We start from the raw sequence: 25,470 nt of genomic DNA, 5'->3' as shown, positions 1-25,470 counted from the left end.
GCATGAGCGTCCTGCGATTCGAAAACGTCAGCAAGCAATACCCGGGCGGCCATGAGGCGCTAGCCGACGTCAGCTTCGAAGTCGCGCAAGGCGAAATGCTGTTCGTCACCGGCCATTCCGGCGCCGGCAAGAGCACCCTGCTCAAGCTCATCCATCTCAGCGAACGTCCCAGCCGTGGGGCCGTGGTGTTCGGCGGGCGCAATCTGCTGAAAGTCCGCGGCGGCCGCATTCCGTTGCATCGTCGCGAAGTCGGCGCGGTCCATCAGGATCATCGCCTGCTGGCCGAACGTACCGTAGCGGAGAACGTCGCCCTGCCGCTGATCCTGCGCGGCGACCGCCGCGCCGACATCGGCAAGCGCGTGCGTGAGGTGCTGGCGCGGATGGGTCTGGGCCATCGCGAAAAGGCCTTGCCTTCGCAGCTCTCGGCAGGCGAGCAGCAGCGCGTAGGCATCGCGCGCGCCATCGTGGCCGAACCGCGACTGCTGGTCGCCGACGAGCCCACCGGCAACCTCGATCCCACGCTTGCCGCCGAAATCATGTCCTTGTTCGCCTCCATGCCCGAACGCGGCACCAGCGTGCTGGTGGTCAGCCACGACCTGGCGTTGATCAAACGCATGAAGAAGCGCGTGCTGATCCTGGACCACGGCAAGCTGATGGACGACATCTCCCCGGCGGATCTGGCCGAATGACGGCCGGCAAGGACAACCTCATGGCCGCCGGGCCGCGTTCGGGCTTCGGGATCTGGCTGGACCAGCATCTCTACAGTTTCGTCGCCAGCCTGGGCCGCGTGCTGCGCCGGCCATGGACCACGCTGCTGACCATCGGCGTGATGGCGGTGGCGCTGGCCTTGCCGCTGGGTCTGGGCCTGGCGCTGGAAAACCTGCGGCACTTCGCCGGCAGCGTGGAACAGTCGCGCGAAATCGACCTGTTCCTCAAGCCCGAGATCGAGGTCGCGCGTGCGCAAGCGCTAGCGGCGGAATTGCGCGGACGCGGCGACGTGGCCAAGGTGGAAGTGCGCACGCCGGAGCAGGGCCTGGCCGAGTTCCGCGCCCGCAGCGGCCTGGGCGATGCGATCGGCGCGCTGGAAGAAAACCCGCTGCCCAGCCTGCTGATCGTGACGCCCGGTGAGGACGACGCCAGCCTGGTGGCAGCGCTGGAGCACCTGCCGGAAACCGGCCTGTTGCAGCACGATGCGGCCTGGCGGCAACGCCTGCAGGGCTGGCTCGGCTTCGGCGAACGTCTGGCCTGGGTGCTGGCGGCGCTGTTCGGCCTGGGCGCGCTGCTGGTCGTGGGCAATACCGTGCGTCTGGACATCCAGTCGCGGCGGGAGGAAATCGGCGTGTTGCAGTTGCTGGGGGCCACCGACGGCTTCATCCGCCGTCCCTTCATCTACCTCGGTGCGTGGTACGGCCTGTCCGCTGGCGCGCTGGCCTTGGGTCTGTTGGCCGCGGCAGCGTATGCTCTGCGCGCGCCGCTGCACGCACTGGCGCAGAGTTACGGGAGCGGTTTCGCACTCACTGGTCTTGATCCCCTGCGCGCGGCGGGTTTTCTGCTGGCGGCGACGGCGATCGGCTGGCTGGGCGCGTGGCTGGTGACCGGACATTTCCTGCGACAGACCAGACCGACGGAAACCTAGGCCCTTTATGCATTCGCAGGAGCTTCGACATCTGATCAGCGACACCCCGCGGGTGATGGTGGTCGATGGTTCGAAGATGGTGCGCAAGATGATCGCCGACGTGCTGAAGCGCGAGCTGCCGGGTGTGGAAGTGATCGGCTGCGCCAGCATCGCCGAAGCGCGCAAGGCATTGGAGGAAGGCGCGGTACATCTGGTCACCACCTCGCTCGCGCTGAAGGACGGCGACGGGCTCGAGATCGCGCGCGCCGTGCGCGAAGCTGCCGGCCAGGCTTACGTGCCGGTGATCGTGGTGTCCGGCGACGCCCAACAGCACCTGGTCGAGCGCCGCTTCACCGAGTACGTCACCGACTACTTCGATAAAGCGCTGGGTCATGAGGCGCTCGCCGCTTTCATCCGTGGCTACGTGCAACCGCAGGCGGTAGTGGGCGCTACGGTGCTGTACGTGGAAGACAGCCGGGTGGTGGCCGAAACCACCAAACGCATGCTGGAGCGGCACGATCTCAAAGTCGTCCACGTGCTCAAGGCCGAAGACGCCTTCGCCCTGCTCACTGCCGAATCGCTGGGCCTTTCCACCCACCGCTTCGACCTCGTGCTGACCGACGTGACCCTGAAGGGCGAACTCAGCGGCCGCGACGTGGTGCAGCGCGTTCGCGTCGATTTCGCTTACGGCAAGCGTCGCCTGCCCATCCTGGTGATGACCGGCGACGACAACCGCAACAACCAGTCCGAACTGCTGCAGGCCGGCGCCAACGACCTGGTGCTCAAGCCAATCGAAGAACGCCTGCTGATCACCAAAGTGCTGTTCCAACTGCGCGTGGCCGGCATGGACGAAACGCGCTCGCTGGTCTGATCGCGCGCGACGCGCTTTTCAATCGCTTCACAGCCGCCATGACCACCGAAGAAGAACGCATCAAACTCGAACCCTCCTGGAAAGCGAAAGTCGGCGACTGGCTGCTGCGTCCGGAAATGCGCGAACTTTCCCAGTTTCTCCGCCAGCGGAAACAGGCGGGCGCGACCATCTTCCCTCCCGGTCCGCAGATCTTCGCGGCTTTCGACGCCACGCCCTTCGAGGAAGTGAAGGTGGTGATCCTCGGGCAGGACCCTTACCACGGGGCGGGGCAGGCGCACGGGCTGTGCTTTTCGGTGCTGCCTGGCGTGCCGGTGCCGCCGTCGCTGGACAACATCTTCAAGGAAATAAACAGCGACCTGGGCATTGCGCGGCCGGACCACGGTTGCCTGTTGCCGTGGGCGCGGCAGGGCGTGCTGCTGTTGAATTCGGTGTTAACCGTCGAAGAAGGACGCGCCGGCGCGCATCAGGGCAAGGGCTGGGAAGGATTCACCGACCGCGCGATCGAAGTGCTGGCTAGCGAACGCGAAGACCTGGTGTTCCTGTTGTGGGGAAGCTATGCGCAGGCCAAGGGCAAGGTGATCGATGCGCGGCGCCATCGTGTGCTGCGTGCGCCGCATCCTTCGCCCCTCTCGGCGCACCGCGGATTCCTGGGCTGCAAGCACTTCTCGGCCACTAACCAATTCCTGGCGCAGAAAGGCAAAACAGCGATCGACTGGCGCCTGCCGCCTAAGGCCGAATTGAAACTATAGGAACGGCTACCGCTTTTTCTTCTTCTTCGCGGGCGGAGTGACTTCGGGCGCCGGCGTTTCCTTGGTCGATTCCTTCAGCTCGGTCTGTAGCTCCTCCATCATCGGAATGATCTTCTTCTGGATCGCGCCCATCAGGTTCTGCATCAGCAACGGCGTCTTGTCCAGCAGGTTTTTCCCGGCCGGACTCTCGTAGAACTTGGCCATGGCCCTGACGTCCTCGGCGCTGAAGGTCTGTTTGTAGACGTCGATATAGAGGGGACGCATCTCCTCCCAGGCCAGGGCCTTGCGCACTATCTCGTTGGTGCGCGACTGGATGCGCTGGACCTCGGCTTTCTGCTCGGCGCTCAGATCCTTGCCGCTGGTGATCTGCTCGAACTGCTGGCGCTGCATCTCTTCCATTTGCGGCAGGATCGCGTTGAGCATGCTTTGCGCGCGCGAAGCTTTGAGCAGGCGCTCGATATCGGCATCGCTCGGCGGAGCGGCCAGCGCAGTGGCAGCGCTCAACGCGAGGCAGGCAGCGACGACGATCAGGCGCGGAAGCGGGCGCGAAAGCAGACCCAAAAGCGAGCGTGAGGTCGACATGCCGGGAATTCCTGGGGCGAATGGATGAACGCACATAGTGCCCAGCGGAAAGTAAATGGGCGGTTAAACGCCGACGCGTCCGATTGCGGATGCCAGGGCGCCGCATCATGCCTACAATTAGCGCATGGGGAGCGACGCACTCGAAATCACGCCCACGCTGGCGATACCCGAGACCGAACTGGTCGAACGCTTCGTGCGCGCCAGCGGCGCGGGCGGGCAGAACGTCAACAAGGTTTCGACTGCGGTGGAACTGCGCTTCGATTTAGCCGGTTCTCCCTCCCTGCCGGAACCGGTGCGCGAACGGCTGCTGGCCAAACGCGACCGCCGCATCACCGATGAGGGCGTGCTGGTGATCGACGCGCAGCGTTTCCGCACCCAGGACCGCAACCGCCAGGATGCGCGCGAGCGTCTGGCGGCCTTCATCGCCACCGGCCTGACCGCACCGAAGAAGCGCATCGCCACCAAGCCTTCGCGTGCGGCCAAGGCGCGTCGCCTGGACGCCAAGCGCGGTCGCGGCGAAATCAAGCGCGGGCGTTCGAGTAAGGGAGTGATCGATTGAGCGATGCGACGGATCTGATTCCCCCCATCCCGCCGCTGATGCCGCAGGTGAAACCCAATCGGTTCACTCGCTGGCTCGGCCGCACCGCCCTGAGGCTGGGCGGGTGGCGCATCGTCGGTCCGATTCCTAATTTGGCCAAGGCGGTGTTGATCGTCGCCCCGCATTCGTCCAACTGGGACGGGTACTGGGGAATGGCGGCGAAAATCGCGCTGGGCCTGGAAGTGCGGGTGCTGGGCAAGGCGCAGCTGTTCTGGTGGCCGCTGGGCCCGCTACTGCGGCGACTGGGAGCGATACCGGTGAACCGCAGTTCGCCGCAGGGAACGGTGGAGCAGGCGATCGCGATCATCCGCGACTTCGACCGCATCTGGTTCACGCTGACCCCGGAGGGGACGCGCAAGCGGGTGGAGAAGTGGAAGACGGGCTTCTGGAAGATCGCACGCGCGGCCGATGTCCCCATCGTCATGGCGTATTTCCATTATCCGGAGAAGATCATCGGCATCGACCGGGTCTTCCAGACCACCGATAACCTGCAGCAGGACATGGCGCTTATCCGCGAGTATTACCGGCCGTGGCAAGGCAAGAACCGAAGCACCGTCTGACGCTAAATGACCATGGGAGCGGTGTTGTGGGAGCGGCGTCCCGCCGCGAGCTTTTTMGCTTTGCAGAGTGAAGAATCAAAAGCTCGCGGCGGGACGCCGCTCGCACAACACTCCCACAAACCCGCTCCCGCGTCGCCGCTCCCACTGAACCGGGGCTTTGCGCGGCACTTTCGACACATGCGCCGGAAGGGCCGGCGCGCTAGGGTAGCCGACTTGTTCCCTGACCCTGGAAGCGTTCCATGTCGCGCAACTTCGTTCTTGCCGCCGCCATCAGCCTGGCCCTTGCGGCCTGCACCGGAAACACCCCTGAAGCCGTGACCGAAAAACCCTCAGCCCCCGCCGCCGCCGCCGCCGAGAATCCGCTGCTGGTCGCCAGCACGCTGCCGTTCGGCGCGCCGATGTTCGACAAGATCAAGGATGCCGATTACCTGCCGGCGTTCGAGGAAGGCATGAAGCAGCACTTGGCCGAGATGCGCAAGATCGCTGACAACTCCGAGCCGGCCACTTTCGAGAACACCATCGAGGCACAGGAGCGCACTGGCGAGACGCTCAACCGCGTCGCCCGCATCTTCTTCAGCCTGGTCCAGGCCGATACCAATCCGGTGCGGCAGAAGATCCAGGAAGAGATCGCGCCCAAGCTGGCCGCGCACCAGGATGAAATCGCGCTGGATCCGAAACTGTTCGCGCGCGTGAAGGCGGTCTACGACGCGCGTGCCACGCTCAAGCTCGACCCCGTGCAACTGCGCCTGGTCGAACGCGATTACCAGGAAATGGTCCGCGCCGGTGCACAGCTGTCCGAAGCCGACAAGGTGGTCATGCGCAAGCTCAACGTGGAAGAGACCACGCTGTCCACCGACTTCCACAACAAGCTGGTCGCGGCCGCGGCCGCCGGCGCGGTGCAAGTGGACGACAAGGCCAAGCTGGATGGTCTGTCCGAAGGCGACATCGCTTCGGCGGCCGACGCGGCTAAGGAACGCAAGCTGGACGGCAAGTGGTTGCTGGCCCTGCAGAACACCACCCAGCAGCCGGTGCTGGCGTCGTTGAAGGATCGCGAACTGCGCGCCAAGGTGCTGGAAGCGTCGGAAACGCGCACTGAGCACGGCGATGCCAACGACACTCGCAAGATCATCCAGCGTCTGGCCCAACTGCGCGCGCAGAAGGCCAAGCTTCTCGGTTTCGATACCTACGCCGCCTACAGCCTGGCCGACCAGATGGCCATCACGCCGGACAAGGCGCTGAAGCTGCTGACCGATACCGTGCCTGCTGCCACCGCCAAGGCGCGTAGCGAAATCGTCAAGATGCAAGCGGTGATCGACCAGCAGCATGCCGATGCAAAGACCGGAGACTTCAAGCTGACCGCATCCGACTGGGACTTCTACGCCGAACAGGTGCGCAAGGCCGAGTTCGACCTGGACGAATCGCAGATCAAGCCGTACTTCGAAATGGACAATGTGCTGCACAACGGCGTGTTCTACGCCGCCACGCAGATGTACGGCATCACCTTCAAGGAACGCAAGGACCTTCCGGTCTACAACCCGGACATGAAGGTGTACGAAGTCTTCGATAAGGACGGCAGTTCGCTGGCGCTGTTCTACACCGACTACTTCAAGCGCGACAGCAAGTCCGGCGGCGCGTGGATGGACGTGTTCGTCGAGCAGGATGGCCTGACCGGGGCCAAGCCAGTGGTCTTCAACGTCTGCAACTTCACCAAGCCCGCCGCCGGCCAGCCGGCGCTGCTGAGCTTCGACGACGTCACCACCATGTTCCACGAGTTCGGCCATGCGCTGCACGGCATGTTCTCGAAAGTGAAGTATCCGTCCATCGCCGGCACCAGCACCTCGCGCGATTTCGTTGAGTTCCCGTCGCAGTTCAACGAGCACTGGGCTTCGGATCCGAAGGTGTTCGCCAATTACGCCAAGCATTACAAAACTGGTGAACCGATGCCGCAGGCCTTGGTCGACAAGATCAAGAAGGCCTCCAAGTTCAACAGCGGCTACGGCACCACCGAATACCTGTCGGCCGCGTTACTCGATCTGGCTTGGCACACGCTACCGGCGGATGCGCCGTTGCAGGACGTGGACAAGTTCGAAGTCGACGCGTTGAAGAAGTTCAAGGTGGACCTGGCCGAAGTGCCACCGCGCTACCGCACCAGCTATTTCGACCACATCTGGGGCGGCGGCTATTCGGCCGGTTACTACGCCTACTTCTGGTCGGAAGTGCTGGACGACGACGCGTTCGAGTGGTTCAAGGAGCACGGCGGCATGACCGCGGAGAACGGCCAGATTTTCCGCGACAAGATCCTTTCCCGCGGCAACACGGTCGACCTGGCCACGTTGTACCGCGATTTCCGCGGCAAGGATCCCAGTGTGGAACCGTTGCTGGAGAATCGCGGGCTGAAGTAAGCGTCAGCGGAAGAAACTCGTTATTCGGAAGCGGGGTGGCTTTGCAGCCATCCCGTTTTTTATGCCCGAATCACTGGGAGCGGCGTCCCGCCGCGAGTTTTGAGACTTGCGGATGGATCAAGAGCTCGCGGCGGGACGCCGCTCCCACCTTGAATTTTTGGTCTAAATCTAACGCTGTAATTGCTTAACAGGCTAGGCGTCCCGTAGCATGCGGACTCGATGCTTCGCATTCCTCACTACCGCATTGTCCGACTGCTGCGCCTTCCCGCGCTGGCATTGCTCGTGTTTGCGGTGCTGGTCAATCCCGTATTCGCCGCGGTCGGGGATTTGCACGAATCCAGTCACGGCAGAGTCGAGCATGCGCAGCTGGGGGACTCCCACGACCAAGCCGACAACGCGGGCTTGCGGGAAGAAGGCGGCGACTTGCTGCATGCCCTTATGCATGCGGCGCACTGCTGCGGCCATCTCACTGCGATCCTTTCCACCCCGTTCGTAGCGCACCCGCCACTGTTTTCCGATGCGGTGCCGGCGCCGGTGTTCGCCGCGCCCCACTCACCTCCACGCACGGATCATTTCCGTCCTCCGATAGCGATCTGACGTGACACGCCGGCAAAGCGCCGGTCCCTCGTCATCGATCCTTTGGAGAAACTCCCATGTGGTTTCGCTCGACGGCGCTCGCCGTCTTCGCGGCTGCGTCATGCCTGCCGGCGTGGGCGCAGCCGCCTGAAACATTGACTCTGGACGAAGCGTTCGCGCGCGTCGCCCAATTCCATCCCGATTTGCGCCTGGTGGACGGCCAGTTTGGCGTGCTATCGGCCGAGGCCGAACGCGCTTCGTTGCCGCCGGCCCGGGTCGCTGGCGTGCAGATCGAGAATGCGCTCGGCACCGGCGACGCCAGCGGTTTCGGGCAAGCCGAAATCAGCCTGACCCTGGCTTCGGTGCTTGAGCGCGGCGGCAAGCTGGATGCGCGGCGCACGCTCGCCCAGACGCGTATCGATTCCCTGGCGCTGCAGCGGGAAACCAAACGACTCGATTTGCTGGCCGAAGTCGCGCGCCGCTATCTGGCCATCAACGCGGCCCAGGAGCAGCGTCGCATCGCCGATCTGGATGTCGCGCAACGCAGACGCACCGTCGCTGGCGCCAACCAACGCTTGGCCGCAGGCGCATCGCCCGAATCCGTGGTGCTGACCGCCCAGGCCGCGTTGGCCCGCGCCGAGCTGGAACGCGATCGCGCCCAACAGCGCATCGCGGCCGCGCGGCAGCATCTTGCCGCCTTGTGGGGCCAACGCGATCCGGCGTTCGACATAGTCGCGGGCGATGCTTTGGTCCTGCCGAACATCGCCGATTTCGCCTCGTTGGATGCGTTGCTGATCAGTACGCCGGAGCTGGCGCGATTTGCCGACGAACAGCGCATAGGCGAGGCGCGTCTGCAACTGGCGCGCAGCCAGGCCACGCCCGATCTGGATTGGCAAGTCGGCGTGCGTCGCCTGCAAGCGACGGACGATTTCGCGCTGGTCGGCAGCGTTTCGATGCCACTGGGAAATTCGCGTCGGGCCCAGCCCGATATCCGTATCGCGGAAGCGGAACTGGCGCTGGTCGAGATCGAACGCGAAGCGCAAGGGCTGTCGTTGTATTCCACGTTGTCGGAAGCGCATGGCCGCTACCGCGCCGCCCAGCTCGAAGTGTCGCGATTGCAAGCGGACGTATTGCCCAAGCTCGCCAAGGCCGAGAGCGCTGCCGAACGCGCCTACCGCGGTGGCGCGATCAGCTATCTCGAATGGGCGCAGTTGCAGTCCGAGTGCACCAGTACGCGTAAGCAACAACTCGAAGCGGCGTTGGAAGCCCAGCGCGCACTGATCGAAATCCAGCGGCTCACCGGCCAGGCGTTCGTCGCCGGTGCCGCACCGCAAACCAACCAGGAAACGACACCATGAAAGCGAAGAAGCTGATCGGCGCATTGGCGCTGACGTTACTGCTAAGCGCTTGTGGAAAGAACACGACCGAAGAGCACGCGACCGAAGAACGCGGCCACGAGAAAGGAGGCGAGCACGCGGAAGCTGAGGAAGCCAAAAAAGGGGAGCACGGCGGAAGACTGCTGGAGCAGGGCGGTTATGCGGTAGAGCTGACCATCGCCGAAGATGGCACGCCACCGAAATACCAGGCCTGGCTGTACGCAGGCGGCAAGCCCATGCCCGCGACCGCGGGCAACGTCGAAGTCAGGTTGAAACGCCTCGGCAATATCGCTGAGAACCACGTCCTCAAACCGCAGGTCGATGGCCGCCTGATGGCGGCCAGCGTCGTAGCAGAGCCGCATTCGTTCGACGTTGAAGTGCTGGCGAAAATCGAAGGCAAGACCCTGCGCTGGGAATACCCCAGCTACGAAGGGCGGACCGAGATCGCAGCGAAGACCGCCGCCGACTCCGGTATCCGCGTCGCACCCGTTGGCCCCGGCGTGATTGCGGACGAACACGAAGTGCAGGGCCTGCTTACACCGATGGAAGGTCGCGTCGCCCACGCCATGGCGCGCTTCCCAGGGCCCATCCGCAGCCTGCGCGCGAACGTCGGAGACTCCGTGCGCGTGGGACAGCCGCTGGCGTCGGTCGAAAGCAACCTCAGTCTGACCACCTACACGGTCAGCGCGCCGATCTCAGGGGTGGTGTTGGCACGCAATGCGTCGGTGGGTTCGGTCGCCGGCGAAGGCTCACCGCTGTTCGAAATCGGCGATCTGTCTTCATTGTGGGTGGACCTGCATATCTTCGGCTCGGACGCGCAGCACATCCGTCCTGGTGTGCCGGTGGAAGTCACGCGCATGAGCGATGGTGCCACTCTGGAGACCGTGCTCGAAAGAGTGCTGCCCGGCACCGCGACCGCAAGCCAGAGTACGGTGGCGCGCGCGACCATCGCCAACGCCGACGGTCTATGGCGTCCCGGTTCCGCGGTGAAGGCGCGCATTACGGTCGAGCAACAGCCCGCCGCGCTGGTGGTGCCTCTCTCGGCGCTGCAGAACTTCCGCGACTGGGAAGTCGTTTTCATACGCGTCGGCGACACGTACGAAGTGCGTCCCGTGGAGCTCGGCAAGCGCGATGCCGATCAGGTGGAAGTGTTGTCGGGCTTGAAGGGAGGCGATGCGGTGGTTGTCGAACAGAGCTACCTGATCAAGGCAGACATCGAGAAATCGGGAGCCTCCCATGACCACTGACCGCCCGCAGGAAACGCGACGCGGAGCGCTCGAAGCCATCATCCGCTTCGCTATCGCCCATCGCTGGCTGATGCTGGCGTTGACTTCGGCGTTGGTTGCGCTGGGCGCTTGGAGCTTCACCAAGCTGCCCATCGACGCCACGCCCGACATCACGAATGTGCAGGTGCAGATCAACACCGAGGCCACGGGCTACTCGCCGTTGGAATCCGAACAGCGCGTCACCTTCCCCATCGAGACCGCGATGGCGGGTCTACCCGGGCTGGATTATTCGCGTTCGATTTCGCGCTATGGCCTGTCGCAGGTGACGGTCGCCTTCAAGGACGGCACCGACCTGTACTTCGCGCGGCAACAGGTGAGCGAACGGCTGCAGCAGACGAAATCGCAATTGCCCGAGGGACTGGAGCCGGAGATGGGACCCATCGCCACCGGTCTGGGAGAAATCTTCATGTACACCGTCGAGGCCAAGGCTGATGCGGTGAAGAAAGACGGCGCGCCGTGGACCGCGACCGACCTGCGCACCCTGCAAGACTGGGTCGTGCGGCCGCAGCTGCGCAACACGCCGGGCGTGACCGAGGTCAACACGATCGGCGGCTTCGCACGGCAGATCCACATCACGCCGGAGCCTTCGAAACTGGTGGCCTTGGGTTTCACTCTGCACGACGTGGTCGCCGCGGTCTCCACCAACAACCAGAACATCGGCGCCGGCTACATCGAACGAAACGGTCAGCAGTTCCTGGTGCGCGTGCCTGGGCAAGTCGCCGACCTGGATGCGATTCGCGACATCGTGCTGGATCGCCGCGAAGGCGTGCCGATCCGCGTGCGCGATGTGGCTGAAGTCGGCGAGGGTCCGGAACTGCGTACGGGCGCCGCCACGCAGAATGGCAGGGAAGTGGTGCTGGGCACGGTGTTCATGCTGGTCGGCGCGAATAGCCGCGATGTCGCGCAGGCGGCGGCGGCCAAGCTGAAGGAAGCCAATGCCAGCCTGCCTGCCGGGGTGCGGGCCACGCCGGTGTATGACCGTACCGCCTTGGTGGATCGCACCATCGCCACCGTGTCGAAGAACCTGGTGGAAGGCGCCTTGCTGGTGATAGTGGTGCTGTTCCTGCTGCTCGGAAATTTTCGTGCAGCCCTGATTACCGCAGCGGTGATCCCGCTAGCGATGCTGTTCACCGTGTTCGGCATGGTCCGTGGCGGCGTTTCCGGAAACCTGATGAGTCTGGGCGCACTCGATTTCGGCCTGATCGTGGATGGCGCGGTGATCATCATCGAAAACTGTCTGCGCCGATTCGGCGAGATGCAGCATCAGCTGGGTCGGGTGATGACCGAAAAAGAGCGGCATGACGTGACGGCATCGGCGACGGCGGAAGTGATCCGGCCCAGCCTGTTCGGTCTGGGCATCATCACGGCGGTGTACCTGCCGATCTTCGCGCTGACCGGCATCGAGGGAAAGATGTTCCATCCCATGGCGATCACCGTTGTGCTCGCACTGACCGGGGCCATGCTGCTGTCGCTGACCTTCGTGCCGGCGGCCATCGCCGTGTTCCTCGGTGGCCGTGTCGACGAGAAGGAAAACCGGGTGATGCAGTGGGCCAGACGTGGATACGAACCGTTGCTGGCCAGGTCGCTACGGCGCGGTCGTTGGGTCATGGGCGGCGCGGTGGTGCTGATGGCGTTGTGCGCATTGCTGGCGACACGACTGGGCACCGAGTTCATCCCCAATCTGGATGAAGGCGACATCGCCCTGCACGCGCTGCGCATTCCCGGCACCAGTCTGGATCAGGCGGTGAAGATGCAGTCCACACTGGAAGCTCGCATCAAGCAGTTTCCGGAAGTCGATCGCGTATTCGGCAAGTTGGGAACCGCCGAAGTCGCCACCGATCCCATGCCGCCCTCGGTGGCCGACACCTTCCTGATGATGAAGCCGCGCTCGCAATGGCCCGATCCGCGCAAGCCGCGGGATCAACTGGTGGCGGAAATAGAAACTGCGGTGGAGCAGCTGCCGGGCAACAACTACGAGTTCACCCAGCCCATCCAGATGCGCATGAACGAACTGATCTCAGGCGTGCGCGCCGATGTGGCGATCAAGTTGTATGGAGATGACTTGGATGCCCTCATAGAGGTTGGTAAGCGCATTGAAGAAGTGGCGAAATCGGTCGCGGGTGCCGCCGACGTCAAGCTCGAACAGACGACCGGCTTGCCGCTACTGACCATCACTCCCGACCGCAACGCGCTGGTGCGCTACGGCCTCAACCCCGGGGTGGTGCAGGAAACCGTCGCCACGGCCGTTGGCGGCGAGGTATCCGGACAATTGTTCGAAGGCGACCGGCGTTTCGACATCGTGGTTCGGCTGCCGGAACGCTTACGCCAGGATCCTGCCGCGCTCGCCGACCTTCCCATCTCGTTGGGCGGCAGCGACAACGCCGACGAATCCAGCCGCAGCGGCGGCTTTCGCGTGGGCGCTCCACGTACCGTGCCGCTGCGCGAGGTGGCGAAGATCGAAACCCTGCAAGGTCCTAACCAGATCAATCGCGAGAACGGCAAACGGCGCGTGGTGGTCACGGCCAACGTGCGCGGCCGCGACCTGGGCGGTTTCGTCAGCGAACTACGGCAGCGGGTAGAGGCCGAGGTGGAAGTGCCGACCGGTTACTGGATCGACTACGGCGGCACGTTCGAGCAATTGATCTCCGCCAGTCAGCGGCTGTCGGTCGTGGTGCCGGTCACCTTGATCGTCATCTTCGCACTGCTCTTCATGGCTTTCGGTTCGGTCAAGGACGCGGCGATCGTATTCAGCGGCGTGCCGTTGGCGCTGACCGGCGGTGTGATCGCACTGGCTCTGCGCGGTATCCCCTTGTCCATCTCCGCCGGCGTCGGGTTCATCGCGTTGTCCGGCGTGGCGGTGCTTAACGGGTTGGTGATGATCGCCTTCATCCGCAAGCTGAGGGAGGAAGGCGATGCTTTGGACGATGCCATCGTTGATGGCGCGCTCGGCCGGCTGCGTCCAGTGCTGATGACGGCACTGGTGGCTTCGCTGGGTTTCGTGCCCATGGCACTCAACGTCGGCGCGGGATCGGAAGTGCAGCGACCGCTGGCGACCGTGGTCATCGGCGGCATTATTTCATCGACGTTACTGACGCTTCTGGTGTTGCCTGCTCTGTATCGATGGGTGCATTCCGTGCGCGCACCTCTCAACGGTATGGCAGACAAGAAGCGATGAGTTCGATCGCATGTGCTGGCCGGTGCCGTAGGCGTTGTTCGAACTATTGTCGAGCGTCCAAGGAGGCTGGCGTACTTCGCGTCTTTGCCGCGATGCATTAGAATCCCCGCATGCTCCGCTCCCTCACTTTCCAGCGTTTCATGGCCCGGCTGGCGTTGGTTGCCGTCGTGTTGATGGCGTTGGCACCGGCGGTCAGCCGTTGGGTGAAAAGCGATTCGTTGCAGGTCCTGCCGGGCCTGACTGAAATATGCACCACCTCCGGGCTGAAAAACCTGGATGTTTCCGGGTGGGCTGAGGACAAAGCGAAAATTCCGGCGCCGGACCACTTCGGCATGGGCGCCGATTGCGCTTACTGCCCGCTACTCGCAGGCGCAGCGCTGCTGTTGTTGACCTTCGCGTTGCTGTTTCCACAGGTCTTGGCGAACCTTGTTCCCGCCTTTTCATCGCTTTCCTTCAGCTCCTCTTCTGTTTTCCCGGGACTCGGTTCCCGCGGTCCGCCGCTCGCTCTCTGAAACACAAGCCAGACTCTTCCCCTCACGGCGATGACGCCGTGTTTCTTGTGCTTTTGGAGTTTCCATGTCTATTTCCGTTCGCGCGGCGATGCGTTCGTCGCGCCTGTCCGTGGCTGTCGTTGCCGCGTTGTTTCCGTTTTCCGTTGCGCTCGCCGACGATTCCGCCGAGGTGACCGACCAGGCCAAAACGCTCGATAAAGTGGAGGTCATCGGCGAGCATTTCCTTCTTGCGATTGTCGAAGACCTTGAACAAGCCAAGGCCCGCCTCGATCAGCGCGCGGGAGGCACCGGCGTGGTGGACGGCGAATCCTATCGCGGTGGCCGCGTCAGCACTCTGGCCGATGCGTTGGGGTATGCCACTGGCGTCTTCATCCAGCCGCGCTTCGGGGCGGAAGAAGCGCGGCTGTCGATCCGCGGTTCCGGTATCCAGCGCACTTTCCATGGCCGGGGCGTCGAATTGTTGCAGGACGGCAGTCCGCTGAATCTCGCCGATGGCGGCGTGGATTTTCAGGCGGTGGAACCATTGTCGACGCGTTACATCGAGGTTTATCGGGGAGCCAACGCGCTGGAATTCGGTGCGGCCACGTTGGGTGGTGCGATCAACTTCGTGTCGCCCAGCGGCTATGACGCAGCGCCTATTGGCGTGCGCCTGGAAGGTGGCAGCTTCGGCTACGCACGCAGCCAGATCGCACTGGCGGGCGTCAGCGGTCGTGCCGATGGATACCTCAGCGCGACCGGTTTCGCCCAGGACGGCTTCCGTGACCACGCGCAGCAGGAAACTTACCGCTTGTTCGGCAATGTCGGTATTCATTTCAGCGACGCACTCGACGGGCGCGTCTATTTCGCGCATGTCGGCACGCGCTCGGAACTGCCGGGTAACTTGACCCTGGCGCAATCGCTAAGCAATCCGGAACTCGCTTCAGCCGGCAACATCGCCCTCGACCAGCGTCGCGATTTCACCTTGGACCGTGTCGCCGGCAAACTGGCGTGGACGCCAGCCGAAGGACAGAGCTTGGCGTTCTCCGCGTTTTACTCGGATAAGTCGCTGCACCATCCGATCTTCCAGGTATTGAACCAGGACACCCAGGACTACGGTGTCGACCTGCGCTGGCGTGGCGAAAGCGCACTGGCCGGTCGCCGCAATATACTGATCGCCGGCGTTACCTTGGCCCAGGGCGACGTGGAGGACGACCGATTCGTCAACGTCGCAGGCGGCGCCGGCGCACGTACTAATCAGCTGGAACAGCGCGCTCGGAACGCCAAAGCCTATCTGGAAAATCAGACGTGGCTGGGCGAACGATGGGCATTGTCGCTAGGCGCACAAGCGTTGAAATCCGAACGGCGGTCGCGCGACATGTTCATTACCGGCGGACGCGACGAGAGTTTCGACGTCGACTACTCCGGGTTCAGTCCGAAGCTGGGCCTGCTCTACCAAGTAGATTCGCAAACGCAGGTCTTCGGCAACCTGAGCCGGAGCCTGGAGCCGCCGAGCTTCAGCGAAATCACGGGTGGTCCGGGCGTGACCCCCGTGGACGAGCAGAGGGCGACCACCGCCGAGGTCGGCTTGCGCACGCAGCGTGAAAATCTGTCCGTCGACCTGGTGGCCTATCGCGCGCGCGTTGACGACGAACTGCTGGCTTTGACCGACGGCGCCGGCAATCCGCTTGGCACGGTGAATGCCAAGCGTACGATCCATCAGGGCGTGGAGTTCGGACTAGGCTGGCGGTTTGCGGACGCGTTCACGATCTCGGCCAACTATCTGTGGAACGACTTCAAGTTCGACAACGATCCGGTCTACGGCGACAACCAACTGGGGGGCGTGCCGCCGCAACAATTACGCGCCCAGGTGCGCTGGCAACCCAGCGAGCGCTTCTATGCCACTCCCAACCTGGAATGGGCACCAGACGATTACTACGTGGATCATGCCGACACCTTTCGCGCACCGGGTTACACGCTTATCGGGTTGAAGATCGGTGGTCGAATCGGCCGCCAGTGGAGCTGGTTCGCCGACGCGCGCAATCTGCAAGACCGCAAGTGGATCGCCACTACCAACGTGGTCGCAGATGCGCGTGGATTGGATGCCGCCAATTTCCTTCCGGGCGATGGCCGCTCGATCTATGTCGGCATGGAGTGGCGATTGCGATAGGCGCTCTGCGGATCACGAGCCCATGCCCACCTTAAGGCGGCAATCAGCGTGGGCCAGGTTTACTGGCCTGCGGCACATGCGTCGCCAGCATCTCGTCGATGCGCTGCTGCGCATACTCGCGATCCGCCGGATCCGCGCGCGCCATGATTTCCTGCGCCAGCACGTCGAACTGCGGCCAGAACTGCGCCTCGTGGCGCAGTTTCTCGCGCCAGGGCGGAAGCATCCGCTCCAGGTTCTCCAGCTCCGCTTCCAGTTGTACGCGCGCGTCCATTGCGGCTTTCATTGCGATGGCGGTCGCGGCCAAGTCGCTTCCACATGATGGATGGATTGGTCGTCCACCAACTGGAAGCGCAGGCCATGCTGATCGAATCCGTCCACGCTCAGCGTCGCCGCGCCGTCGTCGAGTTGCTTGATGTTGATCAAATACAGACTCTCGCCGTACCGGTATTGCAGCTTGTACTCGGTCCAGTCGGCGGGGATGCAGGGTTTCAGCGACAAGTGGTCGCCTTCCCGATGCAGGCCCAACAGCGATTCGGTCAGCAACCGGTACATCCAGCCCGCCGAACCGGTATACCAGGTCCAGCCTCCGCGGCCGACGTGCGGCGCGACGCCATAGACGTCGGCGGCCAGCACATACGGTTCCACCTTGTACACGGCGGCGGCTTCGGCGGTGCTGGCGTGGCTGATCGGATTGATCATGCCGGCCAGCTCCCAGGCTTTTTCGCGATCGCCCAGATGCGCGAAGGCCATCGCCGACCACACCGCCGCATGCGTGTACTGGCCACCGTTCTCGCGCACACCGGGCACGTAGCCGCGGATATAGCCGGGGTCGTGCGGGGTCTTGTCGAAGGGCGGATCCAGCAACTGGATCAAGCCTGCCTCGCGCTTCACCAGATACCGGTCCAGCGACGCCATCGCCTGCCGCGCGCGCCCTGGATCGGCGGCGCCGGAGAGTACCGACCAGCTCTGCGAAATCGAATCTATCCGGCATTCGTCGCTCTGCGTGGAGCCCAGCGGCGTGCCATCGTCGAACCAGGCGCGCCGGTACCAGTCGCCATCCCAGGCGTGGGCTTCCAGATTCTCGCGCAGACGCACCGCCGACTCTGCGCAGTAAGTGGCGAATGCCTCGTCGTCGCGCGCCAGCGCGATGTCGCCGAAGCGCATCAAGATGTCGTAGAGGAAGAAACCCAGCCACACGCTTTCGCCTTTCCCCGCTTCGCCGACCCGGTTCATGCCGTCGTTCCAGTCGCCGGTGCCGATCAGTGGCAAGCCGCGTTCGCCCAGCAACTCGGTGCCGCGCTTCAAGGCAAGCGTGCAATGGTCGTAGAACGGCTGCTGGATGCCGGAGCTCACCGGCAGGTCGTAATAGGACTCCTCGTCCGCGTTGACTAGGCGTCCTTCGATGTAGCGCACTTTCTCGTTCAACACGCTGAGGTCGCCGGTCACCTGCAGATAGCGGCACGCCGCCAGCGGCAGCCACAGGAAATCGTCCGAGCAGCGCGTGCGCACGCCGCGGCCCTGCGGCGGATGCCACCAATGCATCACATCGCCCTGCGGGAACTGGTGCGCGGCGCTGAGCAGCAGGTGTTCGCGGGTCAACGCGGGAATGGCATGCACCGTGGCCATGGTGTCCTGCAACTGGTCGCGGAAACCGAACGCGCCGCCGGATTGGTAATAGCCGCTGCGGGCGACATAACGGCAGGCGAGCGTCTGATACAGCAGCCATCCGTTGGCCAGCGCATCGACGCTGGGGTCCGGGGTTTTCACCCGTACCGCATTCAACGTATCCAGCCAATGGATGCGCACGCTGTCCAGCGCATCGTGCGCGGCGCCCGGGCCTTTGTTCTTCTGCGCCAGCTGGATCGCGCTGCGGTAGTCGCCGCCGATGCCCAGGCGGAACACGATTTCCTGCGCCTCGTCGACGGCCAGGCGGACCGACACCTGCAGCGCGGCGCACGGATCCAGTCCCACCCCCAATTTGCCGGAAAGCTTCTCGCGCAGCAGCGCCGCCGGCTCGCCGAGACTGCCGTTGCGGCCCAGGAATTCGGTGCGGTCGGCGGTGAAAGAGCGGTTGGCTCCGTCCACGTCGAAGAACGCCACGCGTCCGCCGAACTCGGTGTTGTACGGGTTGCGCGCGGTCAGCACGTTGCTGCCGCCGTCCAGTTCGCTGACCACGTGCATCTGCGATTTCACCCGGATATCGCCCAGCACCCATTCCACATAGCCGGTCGCCGACAGCTTGCGCGTGCGTCCGGAAAGGTTGCGCAGTTTCAGCACCGAAAACTTCACCGCGTCCTCCAACGCCACGTATACCCACAGTTCGCTGGCGATGCCGTCTTCGACGTGTTCGTACACGCTATAGCCGAAACCGTGGCGCGTCCGATAGGCGCCACTACCACGGCGCGGCAACGGCATCGGCGACCATACCCTTCCGGTTTCCTCGTCGCGCAGATAGAAGGCCTCGCCGCCGACATCGGCGACCGGATCGTTATTCCACGGCGTCAGGCGGAACTCGTGCGCGTTCTCGAACCAGGTGTAGCCCGGCGCGCTTTCGCTGACCACCGTGCCCAGCTTCGGATTGGCCATCACGTTGGACCAGGGCGCGGGCGTGGGCGCGCCCTCGCGCAGGGTGATCACGTATTCGCGCCCATCGGCGGAGAAGGCGCCGGTGCCGTTGTCGAATAGGAACTCTTCGGCCATCGCTTCGAATGGCCAGGGATCGTCTTCGCTCGATGCGCCCGCAGGGGGCAATCCCGACAAGGGATCTTCGCTGGGCGGCACCTCCGGCAGCGGGACTGTGCCCTCGGCGAACAGCAGCGGAATACTGCGCTCTGGCGCCATGTGGCGGCCGACCTGTGCGGCCAGTGTGCCGCGCTGGTCGCTGATGACCACGCGCGATACGGTCTGCAGCAGGATGCGGTCTTCCTGCGAGATCTGCTGCGCGGGCCGCACGAAGATGCCGCCCGGACGGTCCAGCACGTTGCCTTCCGGTCCGGCCGAAACCAGGCCCAGGATCTGCTCCTGCAATTGCTGCCGGTAGCCGGCCTGATCCTCGTTCCAGATCACCAGATCCACATTCAGGCCTTTCAAGCGCCAATACGCGTGCGCCTGCACCATCTGCCTGACAAGCTCGATGTTGGCCGCATCGGCGATCTGCACCAGCACGATCGGCAAGTCCCCGGAAATCGAATGCCCCCACAGTCCCGACTGCCCGCGACGGTTCTGCAGCAGCAACGCGCTGTCCGCGCGCAGGAACGGATGTGCGTACACCATCAACCCGGCGAGGCGTTCATAGAGTTGCGCGTCCGATTGCGAGGCATTGATCTGTCGGCGTACGACCTGGCTGTGCGTCCAGGCCAGGTCGAATACGCGGTCGGCCAGACGGCGGTCGCGATACTTGTCGATCAACGCCGTACATGCGGTGCGATCGGCACCGACGCCGGTGACCATGTCGACCATGGCGATCTGGTCCGGCGCCAACGTGATCCGGCAGCGGATGGCGACGATGGGATCCAGCACCGACCCTTCGGAATCGGACAAGGCCTCCAGCGAAGACAGGGCCTGCGGGTTGCGCGGGGTATTGCCGCGGCCGAGGAAGCGCGCGCGATCGGTTTCGTAGGAAATGCTGTCGATGTCGGCGTCGTGCACCGCCACCAGATGCAGCATCCACGGCGGAACTTCGTCGTGCGAACGCGGACGGCGCGTACACAGCAGCGCCTGTTTGTCGCGGACGATCTCGCTTTGCACGAACAGGTTACTGAAGGCCGGATGCATTTCGTCGGAGATCGACGGTGCCAGCACCACTTCGGCATAGGTGGTGATCTCGATGGTGCGGGCGCGGCGCGAACGGTTGCGGATGGTCAGGCGACGCAGTTCGATGTCGTCCTCGGCCGAGATCGCGATCTCCAGGTGCGAGTCGTAACCGCGTTTGCGTCCGCGAAACTCGGCCTTGGCGTCGGAAAAGATCGCCTCGTATTGGTCCACAGGCACACAGGTAGGCTGATAAGCCGCCGACCAGAACTCGCCGCTGTAGACATCGCGCAGATAGCAGAAACTGCCCCAGTGGTCGCGCGTGCCGTCTTCGCGCCAGCGGGTCACGGCCATATCGCGCAAGCGGCTGTAACCGCCGCCGGCACTGGTCAACAGGCCGTGGTAGCGGCCGTTGGAGAGCATCTGCACCGCGGGCCTGGCGGTGTTGGGATCGCGAAACACGCGCAACTGCGTTTCCGTCGTCATCGGCGTGCTGCGTACGCCGGTGGCTTCGGCCTCGTGCGGATGGAAGACACCGGTGCGCGGGATGCGTTCTTGCAATAACAGCAGGGTCGCCTGGAATTCGGCATCGGCCATGAAACGCTTTTGCATGGGCTGATCGCACAGCAGGTAGCCCAACGCCAGGAAACCCATGCCCTGGTGGTGGGCCATGAACGAGCGGATCAACGCGTGATCCTGCCCCCGCGGAATCCGGCTCGGCGTGTAGTCGATGGCCTCGTACATGCCGTAGCGTCCACTGAAACCGAGTTCGGTGAGACGTTGCAGGTTCTGGCACGACGCTTCCGGCGCCACCATCAGCGCCATCATGCTGGCGTAAGGCGCGATCACCAGGTCCTGGCCCAAGCCTCGCTTCAGACCCAGGCCGGGCACGCCGAACGCGCGATACTGATAGTTCATGCGCGCATCAACGGTGTTGTAGCCGGATTCCGAAATACCCCAAGGGACGTTGCGGCGCGCGCCGAAATGGATCTGCGCATCGACCGCATGCTTGGAGGTCTGGTCCAGCAAGGTGTCCGGATAACTGGGCATCACCAGCTGCGGCATCAGATATTCGAACATCGAGCCGCTCCACGACAGCAGTGTGGCATCGCCGTCCACTTCGGTCAGCAGCCGTCCCAGCGCGAACCACGTTTCCTGAGGGAGCTGGCCTTGGGCGATGGCGACGAAACTGCATAGCCTGGCCTCCGAAGCCAGAAGGTCGTAGTGGCCAGGGTCCAGACGCCGTTCGTCCGCGTTGTAGCCGATCGACAACAAATGACGGCCACGGTCGTACAGGAATTCGTATTCCATCAATGAATACTGGCCGGCCACATGCGCCAGCCGCTCAAGATCGTGGATGCGCGTGCGCGCACGGTTCTGCACCAACGGGTCGTGCGATTGCGCGCGTAGTTCGCGCAGGGTTGGGATGCGCCCGCCGGTCGCCACTTCCGGAGGTTCGCCCGTCGTCGCGTTCGGCGAGGCGAGCCAGGGCGCGAACAACAGCAATTCCTCACGCGCGGCGCGGCAGGCGTTGGCCAGCAGACTTGGCCAGTGCGGCTCGGCATCGAACTCCGTGCCTTCTGGCGCCGGCCATGCAGACAGGATCGTCGTGGCCAGGGCCGCCAACGATGTCAGCACACGGTCTGCGTCCAGCAGCGATACCGGCGGTTGTTCACGCACGGCATACAATGGTTCACGAAAAGCGTCGAGCGCTGCATCCAGCTCGCCGCCGCTGCTGACACCCGCAGTCGGCCGCGCTTCTTCCAGCACGCCCAAGGTATCGGCCAAACCGGCGAAGGTGGAGCGGGCCAGGATCGGCGCGTCCAGCAACGCCAGCAAACCCTGGCGCAGGGTCAGCAAGTGTCCGGCCAGGTTGCCGCTGTCTACGGTGGAGATGTAGTGCGGCGGTAGCGGCCGCAGGGTTTCGGTGTCGTACCAGTTGTAGAAGTGCCCGCGATGGCGCGGCAGCATTTCCATGGTGGCCAGCACGCGCTGGGTGCGTTCCATCAGTCCGCCCATTTGCAGATAGCCGAAGTCGAAGGCCGACAGGTTGGCCAGCAGCGATAGGCCGATGTTGGTAGGCGAAGTACGCCGCGCGACCACCAGGGTGGGGTGCTCCTGGATATTGTCGGGCGGCAACCAATGGTCTTCCTCTCGGATCCAGGTCTCGAAGAAGGCCCAGGTGCGGCGCGATAGGCGACCTAGGAAGGCGAGCTGCGAACGCGACAGTTCGGCGAACTTTTGTCGCGGCGGTCTGCCCATCCACGCCATCAGCACGGGCGAGACGAACCACAGGGCCAGGATCGGCGTAGCGATCCACAGCGCCATCGGATTCAACTTCACCAGCAATGCGGCGGTGGCGAGGGAGAACACCGGCGCGAACCACATGCTGCGCAATTCCGCGCCGAAGCCGCTGCCCAGGCTCCGCTCCACTTCGCTGGAGGGATTCCATTGCAACAGATGGCGATGGCTCAAGCCCATGCGCCACAGCGTGCGTGCGATGGCGCCCAGGCTGAAGAATGCTTCGTAGGGCAGGCAGGCCAGGTTGACCCCGGCGCGCAGCAGCTGGCGCACGCAGGATTTCAGCACCTGCAGCAGATGCGTCTCCGGCGCCATGTCCACCGGCCTGGCGAAAACGTCGCGCAACGCCGGCACCAATACCGGCAACAGCAACAGGCAAAGTACCCACAACGTCCATACCAAGGCCTGGGGCAGCAGCGCCCAGCCGAGCACCAGTAAAGTGGTTGCCGCAGCAGGCACCAGGCTGCGGCGCAGGTTGTCCAGCAGCTTGCCGCGCGACAACCACGACAGCGGATTGCGCTCGAATCCGCCACCGTGGCGGGGCACCCATGGCAACAACCACGGCAACAGCTGCCAGTCCCCGCGGATCCAACGGTAGCGGCGCTTCACGTCGGCGGCATAGCGCGCTGGATAGTCCTCGAACAGACGCACGTCGCTGACCAGTCCCGCCCGCGCATAGCAGCCTTCCAGCAAGTCGTGGCTGAGGATGCGGTTCTCGGGAAAGCGGTTTTCCAGCGCGTGTTCGAACGCATACACGTCGTAGATGCCCTTGCCCACGAACGAGCCTTCGCCGAACAAATCCTGATACACGTCCGACACCGTGCGTGTATACGGATCGATGCCTGGCTCGCTGCCGTACATGCGCGCGTAGCGCGACGCGATGCGTCCGCTCATGCTGCTGCCCACGCTGGGCTGCAGGATGCCGTAGCCGCGCGTGACCCGACGCTTCTTCTCGTCGAAGCGTGCACGGTTGAGCGGGTGGGCCAGAGTGCCGACGAACTCGCGCGCGGCATCGCGCGGCAGGCGGGTATCGGTATCCAGGGTGATCACGTAACGCACATTGGTCAGCACACCGGTATTGCCGGCGATCTTCAGGAAGGCCTCGCCGCCGCCGGTGCGCAGCAAATGGTTCAACGCCGCCAGCTTGCCGCGCTTGCGTTCGCGGCCCATCCACGCGTTCTCGCGCGGGTTCCATTCGCGCGGACGGTGGAACAAGAAGAACAGGTCGTGGCTCTCCGGCGCGTAGCGCGTATTGAGGCGTTCCACCTGCTGCACCACATGCTCCAGCAGCGCCTGGTCGCTCGGCAGTTTCTGCTGATCGGCATCCAGGAAGTCGGTCAGCAGACCGAAGTGCAGGTGAGCATCGCGATTGGCCAGGAAACGCACTTCCAGTCCTTCGACTAGCGCATCGATGCCCTGGATGCTGCCGATCATGCTCGGCACCACTACCAGCGTGCGCGCGCCGGAGGGCAGGCCTTCGGAATAGTCCATGCGCGGCAACGGCTGCGGCGCCACCAGTATCGTCGCTGTCCAGTTGATGAGGGCGATGCCCAATTCGCTGAAGGCGATAACGCCCAACGCGCCGATCAGGCATAGCCAGACCCAATCGAAGCGGCCGGCGCTGGCCTCGGCTACCAACGCCCAAGTGAAGGCCAGGGCGACCACGATGATGGGCACCAGGTAGACCGCTAACGGAATCCTGCGTGGTCGCAAGCGCACCGGTTTGCGCGCGGTCTCCAATGCGGCCACCGCCGCCTTCATCTGCGCGATGCCGTCGTCCACCAGGTAGTAGCCCACGTGCGAGTGGATGTCGCGTGCGATGGCGTGCGCCTGCGCCAATTCCAACACGCTGCGCGCCACTTCCATCTCGCTGGCGCCGCTGAGCCGCGCCACTTTTTCCACCACGTGCCGGTAGAGGTCGCGGGTGCTGAAGTCCATGGACGCGTAGGTGCCGGCCGGGTCCTCGCGCAGGGTCTTGTCGACCAGGCTCATGGTTTCCACGAACTCGCGCCAGTCCATGTTGGCCAGGAAACGCAGGCTGCCGATGCTGTTGCTTATCGACACCTGGTCCGACGCCTGTTGCTGGCTCTCGGCATGTACCAGCGCCTCGATGCTGTGGCCGCTGTCGGTCACCCATTGTTCGACCCAACTCATCGGCATGGCCAGTACCGCGCTGCGCCCGTGTATGCCACGGGTCAGTTCCGCCACGAATGCGCCGGACAGCGGCGGGCTGGAGCGCGCCATGTCGGCTACCACCAGCACCACATTCTTGGGAACGTTGTCGGCCGTTTCATTGAGCAGGTCGGCCCATTCGCCGGCCAGGCGATGATCTACGCCGTCGCGCATCACCCGCACCGCCATGCGCCGCAGGTTCTCGATCAGCGCCAGCCGCAGCATGATGGGGATGGCCCACAATTCGCCCATCTTCAGCGGCGTGACCGATTGATAGGCCGCCACGAACAGACTCAGGGTCTCGGCGTCGATACGGCCGTCGCCGTGAGCGATAGCCTCCATCGCCAGTTCGTAGACGCGCGGCAGTCCGGCCGAAGGACCTTGGCTCAATGACGGCAGTTCCCGGCTATAGCCCTTGGGCAGATGCCGTCGCGCGGTGCGGATCTGTTCTTCGATCAGGTAGTAGTTGTCCAGCAGCCACTCGCCGGCGGGGGTGATGCGCACATCGTCCTGCACCATTTTGGTAAGCAGGGTGTTGGCGTCGTCCAGCAGGCCTTCGTTTTCCTTCAACCGCGACAGCAACAGATCCGGTTGTGGGCGCTCGTGCACGCGGTGCTCGCGCGCCAGCGCCTTGCCGTGCCATTCCATCTGCTCAGCGCTGAGCAACTGGGACCGCAGCGGTTCTTCGGCCGGTAGCGGTTTCTGCAAAACGGTGGGCTGCCAGCGTCGTATGCGCCTGCGCAACCGCAACCAACGACCGAGGATCCGCCAAACAGTGGGCATGCCGAACCCGTTACCA

General features: G+C 64.0%; 16 protein-coding genes. 13 read left to right on the top strand and 3 right to left on the bottom strand.

Features of this window, described 5'->3' with window-relative positions; all coding sequences use genetic code 11:
• The first annotated feature begins 2 nt into the window (after nucleotides 1-2).
• The 4 genes from ftsE to ung are packed head-to-tail and all read left to right on the top strand — an operon-like array spanning nucleotide 3 to nucleotide 3,235.
• Nucleotides 3-689 carry a cell division ATP-binding protein FtsE gene (gene ftsE / locus AC1DTQ_RS05435; protein WP_310093316.1) on the top strand — a complete coding sequence of 229 codons (687 nt, stop codon included), beginning with the start codon at nucleotides 3-5 and terminating at the stop codon, nucleotides 687-689.
• On the top strand, nucleotides 686-1,636 hold the full coding sequence (gene ftsX, locus AC1DTQ_RS05430; RefSeq protein WP_477848514.1) for a permease-like cell division protein FtsX: 951 nt from the start codon (nucleotides 686-688) through the stop codon (nucleotides 1,634-1,636). Before ftsE ends, ftsX begins: the two co-directional genes overlap by 4 nt.
• A 7-nt stretch (nucleotides 1,637-1,643) precedes the next feature.
• Entirely contained in the window at nucleotides 1,644-2,486 is an 843-nt protein-coding gene (locus AC1DTQ_RS05425; protein WP_477848513.1) for a response regulator, read from the top strand.
• 38 nt (nucleotides 2,487-2,524) lie between these two features.
• Entirely contained in the window at nucleotides 2,525-3,235 is a 711-nt protein-coding gene (gene ung / locus AC1DTQ_RS05420) for a uracil-DNA glycosylase (protein ID WP_477848512.1), read from the top strand.
• Nucleotides 3,236-3,241: 6 nt separating this feature from the next.
• Here the strand turns inward: ung and AC1DTQ_RS05415 are convergent, their stop codons facing one another.
• Complete coding sequence (locus tag AC1DTQ_RS05415; RefSeq protein WP_477848511.1) at nucleotides 3,242-3,817, bottom strand: DUF2059 domain-containing protein; 576 nt, start codon at nucleotides 3,815-3,817, stop codon at nucleotides 3,242-3,244.
• Between the two features lie 124 nt (nucleotides 3,818-3,941).
• Between AC1DTQ_RS05415 and arfB the strand changes: the two genes are divergently transcribed.
• From arfB to AC1DTQ_RS05370, 9 genes are all read left to right on the top strand, one after another.
• Complete coding sequence (gene arfB / locus AC1DTQ_RS05410) at nucleotides 3,942-4,376, top strand: alternative ribosome rescue aminoacyl-tRNA hydrolase ArfB (RefSeq protein WP_310093328.1); 435 nt, start codon at nucleotides 3,942-3,944, stop codon at nucleotides 4,374-4,376.
• A complete protein-coding gene (locus AC1DTQ_RS05405) occupies nucleotides 4,373-4,975 on the top strand; it encodes a lysophospholipid acyltransferase family protein (RefSeq protein ID WP_477848510.1) in 603 nt (200 codons plus the stop codon). The genes arfB and AC1DTQ_RS05405 overlap by 4 nt, the downstream gene beginning before the upstream one ends.
• Before the next feature lie 239 nt (nucleotides 4,976-5,214).
• Nucleotides 5,215-7,377: a peptidyl-dipeptidase Dcp gene (dcp, locus tag AC1DTQ_RS05400; protein WP_477848509.1), complete on the top strand. Its 2,163-nt coding sequence runs from the start codon at nucleotides 5,215-5,217 to the stop codon at nucleotides 7,375-7,377.
• A gap of 219 nt (nucleotides 7,378-7,596) precedes the next feature.
• Entirely contained in the window at nucleotides 7,597-7,974 is a 378-nt protein-coding gene (locus AC1DTQ_RS05395) for a hypothetical protein (protein WP_477848508.1), read from the top strand.
• 56 nt (nucleotides 7,975-8,030) lie between these two features.
• Entirely contained in the window at nucleotides 8,031-9,311 is a 1,281-nt protein-coding gene (locus AC1DTQ_RS05390) for a TolC family protein (protein WP_477848507.1), read from the top strand.
• Nucleotides 9,308-10,576, top strand: coding sequence for an efflux RND transporter periplasmic adaptor subunit (locus AC1DTQ_RS05385; RefSeq protein ID WP_477848506.1), 1,269 nt, complete (start codon nucleotides 9,308-9,310; stop codon nucleotides 10,574-10,576). Before AC1DTQ_RS05390 ends, AC1DTQ_RS05385 begins: the two co-directional genes overlap by 4 nt.
• On the top strand, nucleotides 10,566-13,790 hold the full coding sequence (locus tag AC1DTQ_RS05380) for an efflux RND transporter permease subunit (protein WP_477848505.1): 3,225 nt from the start codon (nucleotides 10,566-10,568) through the stop codon (nucleotides 13,788-13,790). Before AC1DTQ_RS05385 ends, AC1DTQ_RS05380 begins: the two co-directional genes overlap by 11 nt.
• A gap of 140 nt (nucleotides 13,791-13,930) precedes the next feature.
• A complete protein-coding gene (locus AC1DTQ_RS05375; protein ID WP_477848504.1) occupies nucleotides 13,931-14,302 on the top strand; it encodes a DUF2946 family protein in 372 nt (123 codons plus the stop codon).
• 64 nt (nucleotides 14,303-14,366) lie between these two features.
• Nucleotides 14,367-16,448, top strand: a complete 2,082-nt coding sequence (locus tag AC1DTQ_RS05370) for a TonB-dependent receptor family protein (RefSeq protein ID WP_477848503.1) — start codon at nucleotides 14,367-14,369, stop codon at nucleotides 16,446-16,448.
• 43 nt (nucleotides 16,449-16,491) lie between these two features.
• On the opposite strand, the gene AC1DTQ_RS05365 is transcribed toward AC1DTQ_RS05370, so the two are convergent.
• Both AC1DTQ_RS05365 and AC1DTQ_RS05360 read right to left on the bottom strand, forming a co-directional pair.
• Complete coding sequence (locus AC1DTQ_RS05365) at nucleotides 16,492-16,731, bottom strand: hypothetical protein (protein WP_477848502.1); 240 nt, start codon at nucleotides 16,729-16,731, stop codon at nucleotides 16,492-16,494.
• A complete protein-coding gene (locus AC1DTQ_RS05360; protein WP_477848501.1) occupies nucleotides 16,728-25,454 on the bottom strand; it encodes a glycoside hydrolase family 94 protein in 8,727 nt (2,908 codons plus the stop codon). Before AC1DTQ_RS05360 ends, AC1DTQ_RS05365 begins: the two co-directional genes overlap by 4 nt.
• Nucleotides 25,455-25,470: the final 16 nt, after the last annotated feature.

Source organism: Pseudoxanthomonas sp. P4_B2, from assembly GCF_056402315.1.
The sequence above is the reverse complement of the archived record's forward strand: the minus strand, read 5'-3'. Positions and strand labels throughout refer to the sequence as shown.